Origin of the sequence: Sandarakinorhabdus cyanobacteriorum (genome assembly GCF_002251755.1) — a bacterium.
Taxonomy (GTDB): Bacteria; Pseudomonadota; Alphaproteobacteria; order Sphingomonadales; family Sphingomonadaceae; genus Sandarakinorhabdus; species Sandarakinorhabdus cyanobacteriorum.
The window spans coordinates 1-5,880 of sequence record NZ_NOXT01000043.1; the positions used below are offsets into that span (position 1 = coordinate 1).

Sequence of the window (5,880 nt, forward strand, 5' to 3'; positions counted from 1 at the left end):
TCTCAGGAGTTGGAGCCTCCGGCAAACCCGGCGCGGTTCAATCCACCCCATCAGTTCAGGCGTCAGAGATCGGCGTCATTTCGAACTCTATCGTCCCAGTCGGCAGCCGTCAGCGTTTCCGTGACAGAGCCATCTGACCCAGTACACGCTGGCGATCGACCGCGCCGCCGCTGCGGTGGCGAACTCCGGTCGGCGTTTGACTCGATCTGGTCAAGATGGTAACATTGTTACCCAATGAAGGCCGCCAACGTTTGCTTTGACTACCAGATGGCCCGCGCCGCAGGCGATGACGTGGTCCGCCGCGGACTGCTGGAGCTGGCGGCCCGGCTGCTGGCTGAGGGCGGGCCGCAGGCACTGACGTTGCGGCACCTGGCGCAACGGGCCAACTGCTCAACTAAGGTCGTCTACATACTGTTCGGCGGCAAGAACGGCCTGAGCGAAGGCCTGAAGGTTGAGGGCTTCGCGCGGCTGCGCTTTACCGTCGAGCGCGAGCGGCGCCGCCACCGCGACCCCGTGCAGGCACTGCTGCCGGTGATGCTCACCTATCGCAGCTTCGCGCTCGCGAACCGGGCGCTGTTCGGTGTGATGTTCGGCAATGCGCTGCCCGAGCACGTACCGACCGAGTACTCGCGGCAGCAGGCGCGGCTGGCCCTGGGCGCGGTGGAGTCCTCGGTGGCCGAGGCGCGCGCTGCACTCGGTGCAGGGCCGGACGACGCCCGCGAGGCCGCCGTGCGCCTGTGGGCTGCGGTGCACGGGCCGGTCACCCTCGAAGTCGAGGGCATCATGCCCTTCGACCGCGACGGCGAGCGGCTGGCCCGCCTCGCGGTGACCGATGTGCTGGCCAGCCTTCGACTCAATCAGCCTCGCGCTGCAACCTCGTTGGAGAAAACACCATGAATCACCTCGCCCGAATCCTGGCGGCGCTTTGCGTTGCCGCACTAACCCCGGCATGGATGGCCGCGCCAGCGCAGGCTGGTGACGAGGGTGCCGCGACCCTGCGGGTGGAGGTGGCCTCTTTTCGCAACGCCAAGGGCACCCTGAACTGCCGCCTGTTCACTGACGCGGCCAGCTTCCCGGATGGCGAGGGCGTGCGCACCGTGCGCGCGCGGATCGATGGCACCCAGGCCGCGTGCGTGTTCGAAGGTCTGGCGCCCGGCGCCTACGCGGTGGCGGTTGTGCATGACGAAAACGGCAACGGCCGGCTCGGCAGGAATTTCGTGGGCATTCCGTCCGAGGGCTACGGCGTCTCGAACAACCGCACCTACGCGATGGCGAGCCCCAAGTGGGACGAGTCGCGCTTCACCCTGGCGGCGCGCGAGGCGTTGGTGCTGCGCGTCAGCCTGCGTTACTGAGGGCGCCGGCGATGCGGCAGCTCCCCTCTCGACGCCCAACTCCTTTTTTTGGCAGACCGGTAACAATGTGTTTATTGCGCAACGCTGTTTCTCCGTGTGACGGTGGGAGCCAGTCGCCGCGCCGCGGCGGTTCGATTTCGCCGGGTGACAGGGGCTGCGCGACGGGGAGGACACGATGAAGCTCGCCCTCTTCGGCGCCACCGGCCTCACGGGTGGACTCGTACTCTCGCAGGCGCTTGAGCAAGGCCACGAGGTTACGGCGCTGGTTCGTGATCCGAGCCGCATGTCGCTGAGCCATCCGCAGCTCACCGTTCTGGGCGGCAGCCCCACCGTGTCGGAGGATGTCGGACGCTGCGTCCGCGGCGGCGACGCGCTCATCCACTGCCTCGGCATCGGCGGGACAGGCGATGGCCGGCCAACCACGCTCGTCTCAGACTCGGCGAAGGTGGTCCTCGCCGCGATGGCGAAGCAGGGCGTGCCGCGCATCGTGTGCATGTCGAACGTCGGGGCTGGCAGCAGCGGGACGTGGTTCGCGAACCGCATCGTGCTCCCGATCTTCGTCCGTTGGCTCCTGCCCATCATCGAGGACAAGGACCGCATGGAGGCAGCGCTCCGCGCGAGTGCCCCGAATGGGTCTCGGTGCGCTTGCCGAACATCGTCGAGGGCCCGGAGAGGCCGCTGCGGATCAGCAAGGAGGGCCGAGGCATCGGCCTGTCGATCACCGCTGTGTCTACCGCTCGGTTTCTTCTTCAACAGGTCACCTCGTCCGAGTGGGTCCGGTCGACCCCGAGCATCAGCAACTGAGGTCCATACGTGACGACACCTTCCCACCTCCGCCGGATCCCGACCCGCGTCGGCGCCCTTGCGCTCGTCGATGAAGGCGCGGGCGCGCCGGTCGTGCTGTGGCCATCGCTGTTCAGCGACCACAGCTTGTTCGCGCCCCTGGCGCCCCTGCTCGGCGAGGGGTGGCGCACGATCCGCATCGACGGCCCTGGCTTCGGTCAGAGCGATGCGCCTCGCAGAGAGGTTCAGCCTGACGCTTACGCCGACGTCGTGGTAGACCTGCTCGACGCGCTCGGCCTCGAACGGGCCTTCATCGCCGGCTGCTCCTGGGGCGACCAGATCGCCGCGCATCTCGGCGTGAAGGCGCCGGATCGTGTGCGCGGCGTACTGATGATGAACTCGCCGCTCGGCCCGAGCCTCGGCGGACACACGTTCCAGGTGTGGGGCACGCGATGGTTCGGCGCGACCGAGTTCTGGGGCAACGGCGTCGCGCGCTCGATGTTCTCTCCTGCGTCGCGGAAGGCCCATCCCGAGCGGGTCCGCGCCTTCGTGTCCGCGTTCAGGAGCTTCGACAAGGCCGCGGCCGCAGTGACTGTACGTACCGTGCTGACCCGGTTTGCGGGACTCGGCGAGGTGCTGCCGCGCCTGACGGTGCCGGCCACGATCCTGATGGGCGCCGAGGACCGGCTCTACCCCGTCGAGCACATGCGCCCGTTCGCGGCGCTCGCGCCGAACGCGACGCTCGAGGTCGTACCGTCGTGCGGACACCTGGCGCCGCTGGAGGCACCCGAAGCGGTGGTCGCTGCGCTCAAAGGATTGGTGGGAGGCAAGGCATGAAGGAACATAGCATGAGGAAGGTGGCGATCGTGACTGGTGCCTCGTCCGGCATTGGCGAGGCACTGGCGTTGGCGATGGCGGCGCAGGGCACGCACGTGGTGCTTGTGGCGCGCTCGGTGGATCGGCTGACGGCCCTCGCGGCGCGTATCGAGAGCGCGGGAGACCGGGCGACCGTACTGCCGGCGGACCTCGCGGGCCCTGGCGCGGCGAAGAGGTTGTTCGACGAGGTCGAACGGCGCGGCTTGCCGGTGGACACGCTGGTGAACAACGCGGGCTTTGGCTTCTACGGGCAGTTCGAGAACGAGGACCCCGCCCACCTTTCCGCGATGCTGCAGGTGAACGTCGTCGCGCTGACAGAGCTGACACGTCTGTTCGCACCGTTGCTGCTCGCGCGTCGCGGCGCGATCCTCAATGTGGCCTCAACGGTGGCGTTCCAGCCGTCGCCGTACATGTCGGCCTACGGGGCCACGAAGGCCTTCGTACTGTCGTTCACCGAGGCCTTGTGGGCCGAGTACCGCGGGCGCGGGTTGCACGTCGCCGCTGTGTGTCCGGGCCCGGTCGAGACGCCCTTCATCGACGCGATGGGTGCCGGCGTTCGCTCGACGGCGGTGTTCAAGAAGCCGCTCTCCGTGGACGCGGTGGTGCAGGCGTGTCTCCGCGCGCTCGACGGCAAGAGCCCGACGCGCATCGTGGGGCTCGTGAACTGGCTGCTGGCGCAGACGAGCCGCTTCTCGCCCAGGGCCGTCACCGCTCTCGTCAGCGCGGCGATGTTTGCGCCCCCATCGAAGCCGACATTGTAGGCATCCACCCCATCAGTTCAGACAACCGCCGTCAGCGCGCATTATCGGCGGCTTCAATCAGCACCTCGTTACGGATCTTGGCGATATCAATCCCGACAAGCACCACGCCATCAGGTGTAGGATTGAGCTTGGTCATGGTTGGTCTCTCCGGAATGGGCTTCGACACCCGCATTCGAGAGATCCTCACGACCGGCCATGACCGCCTCGACCGGCGCGCGCCTCGCTGTCTCAAAGCAGCGCGCGCTGCTAACACTACTTTGGCAGAATGAGGGAAGGCAGTGTGTTTTGGGGGTTCTCAAATCAGCTGTTGAGTGATTCATGGGTGGTCGGCGTATGGAGGGCCGGCCATGTCAGGATCGAGATCGGACTGGAATTTGGAACTGCAATCCTGGTTGTCTCCGTTTCTGGAGAAGCTGGGACATAAGGCGCGGCGAAGGATGTGCCCGCTGTATGTGGCGGGTCTGATCGGGCCGGGAGATCGCAAGAGCATGCAGCCGATGGCGGAGCGTCTGGCGCCAGGCGACTACGATCAGCTGCACCACTTCATTGCCGATGGCGTCTGGAACGCAGCGCCCCTGGAGGCGGAACTGCTTGTTCAGGCTGACCGGTTGGTTGGCGGCAGCGATGCGGTTCTGGTCATCGACGATACGGCATTGCCGAAGAAGGGCGCTCACTCAGTCGGGGTCGCGGCGCAATATGCCTCGGCGCTGGGCAAGACGGCCAATTGTCAGACGCTGGTGTCTCTGACGCTGGCCCGGGCCGAGGTTCCCGTGATGGTGGGCCTGCGCCTGTTTCTGCCTGACAGTTGGACCAGCGATCCAGCGCGCTTGAAGCAGGCTGGTGTTCCTGCGGATTATCGTGATGCGCGCAGCAAGCCGGAGATCGCGCTTGCCGAGGTCGACCGGGTGATCGCCGCAGGCGTTCGCTTTGGGTGCGTGCTGGCAGACGCCGGATACGGCCTGAGTGCGCCATTCCGACAGGGTCTCACCGCTCGTGCCTGGTATGGGCGGTCGGCATTCCTGGACGCCAGAAGGTCTACTCGGCGGATGTGAAGCTGATCTTTCCCGTCGCGGGCCGGGGGCGCCCTCGCCAGCGCCACATCCCAGACGCTCTCTCAAAGCCAGCCGAAGAGATGCTGGCGACCTCCAGATGGCGAACCATCAGTTGGCGGCAGGGAACCAAGGGCGCACTGAAGGCACGTTTTGCCGCCATTCGCGTGCGTGTCGCCGATGGGGCGCCACAGCGGATCGGCGACAAGGGGCAGCAGCATCTTCCCGGAGAAGAGGTCTGGCTGATCGGTGAGCGCCGCACCAGCGGCGAGACGAAGTACTATCTCGCCAACCTGCCGCCCGAAACGAAACTGCTCAAATTGGCGGCGATCGTCAAAGCCCGCTGGATTTGCGAACAGGCGCATCAGCAAGTGAAGGAGGAACTGGGCCTCGATCACTTCGAGGGACGCTCCTGGCAAGGCCTGCACCGGCACGCCTTGATGACGATGATTGCCTACGCATTCCTGCAGCATCGCCGCCTTGCCAAAGCGGGGCGGGAAAAAAAGAATCCACGGCCCGCCACCTCAACCAAGTCTGCCCGCCGTCCGTCACGCCATCATCAATCTCATGCTGCAGGCAACACCTTCACGATGTCCGCACTGCCGCCGATGGCTGAACAATCGACGCCATGACTGAATCTGCCAAAGTGGTGTTAGTTTCCAGCGCCGGGGCCTTGGCCCGCTGCGTCGAGTCGGTACTCCCTCGCCACGAGTCTCTCGAACAGCCGGCCCGGGAGAAGGTGCTTCACAGGGATCATCAGACGTTCGATCAGCGTGCCTCCAACATAGCGAAGGGCTGGCTTCCGCTCGGCAATGATGGCCTCGATCTTCCTTGCGATCATTAGCGGCGATGAGCCTTCGCGCTCATTCGCGACCGCTGCTGCATAGGCGTTCTCATGGAACTGGAAGCACGGTGACTTCTCATCGCGGCACTGCTTCCCCGACGATCGAAGGGTCATGCTCGTGTTGATGTTACCCGGCTCAAGGATGACCACCTTGATGCCGAACGGAAGCAGCTCAAGTGTAGCGCGACGATCAAGGTGAGAACTACGCGACGATC

Annotated in this window: 6 protein-coding genes and 1 pseudogene; 6 read left to right on the plus strand and 1 reads right to left on the minus strand. The window is 65.8% G+C overall.

What is annotated here, in order from left to right; translation table 11 throughout:
- The first annotated feature begins 234 nt into the window (after nucleotides 1-234).
- From CHU93_RS00925 to CHU93_RS00950, 6 genes and pseudogenes are all read left to right on the plus strand, one after another.
- Nucleotides 235-897: a TetR-like C-terminal domain-containing protein gene (locus CHU93_RS00925; RefSeq protein WP_094472344.1), complete on the plus strand. Its 663-nt coding sequence runs from the start codon at nucleotides 235-237 to the stop codon at nucleotides 895-897.
- Entirely contained in the window at nucleotides 894-1,352 is a 459-nt protein-coding gene (locus tag CHU93_RS00930) for a DUF2141 domain-containing protein (RefSeq protein WP_094472345.1), read from the plus strand. The genes CHU93_RS00925 and CHU93_RS00930 overlap by 4 nt, the downstream gene beginning before the upstream one ends.
- Before the next feature lie 175 nt (nucleotides 1,353-1,527).
- The gene (locus CHU93_RS18210) at nucleotides 1,528-2,169 is read left to right on the plus strand and encodes an NAD(P)-dependent oxidoreductase (protein WP_094472346.1); all 642 of its coding nucleotides are present in this window, start codon (nucleotides 1,528-1,530) and stop codon (nucleotides 2,167-2,169) included.
- Nucleotides 2,166-2,972, plus strand: coding sequence for an alpha/beta fold hydrolase (locus CHU93_RS00940; protein WP_094472347.1), 807 nt, complete (start codon nucleotides 2,166-2,168; stop codon nucleotides 2,970-2,972). The genes CHU93_RS18210 and CHU93_RS00940 overlap by 4 nt, the downstream gene beginning before the upstream one ends.
- Nucleotides 2,973-2,983: 11 nt before the next feature.
- Entirely contained in the window at nucleotides 2,984-3,772 is a 789-nt protein-coding gene (locus CHU93_RS00945) for an SDR family NAD(P)-dependent oxidoreductase (protein ID WP_207759173.1), read from the plus strand.
- A 347-nt stretch (nucleotides 3,773-4,119) separates the two neighbouring features.
- Nucleotides 4,120-5,453 (plus strand): annotated as a pseudogene (locus CHU93_RS00950) (IS701 family transposase).
- Nucleotides 5,454-5,473: 20 nt separating this feature from the next.
- On the opposite strand, the gene CHU93_RS17425 reads toward CHU93_RS00950, so the two are convergent.
- Nucleotides 5,474-5,880, minus strand: a 407-nt coding sequence (locus tag CHU93_RS17425) for a Rossmann-fold NAD(P)-binding domain-containing protein (protein WP_207759174.1), incomplete at its 5' end; no start/stop codon positions are given.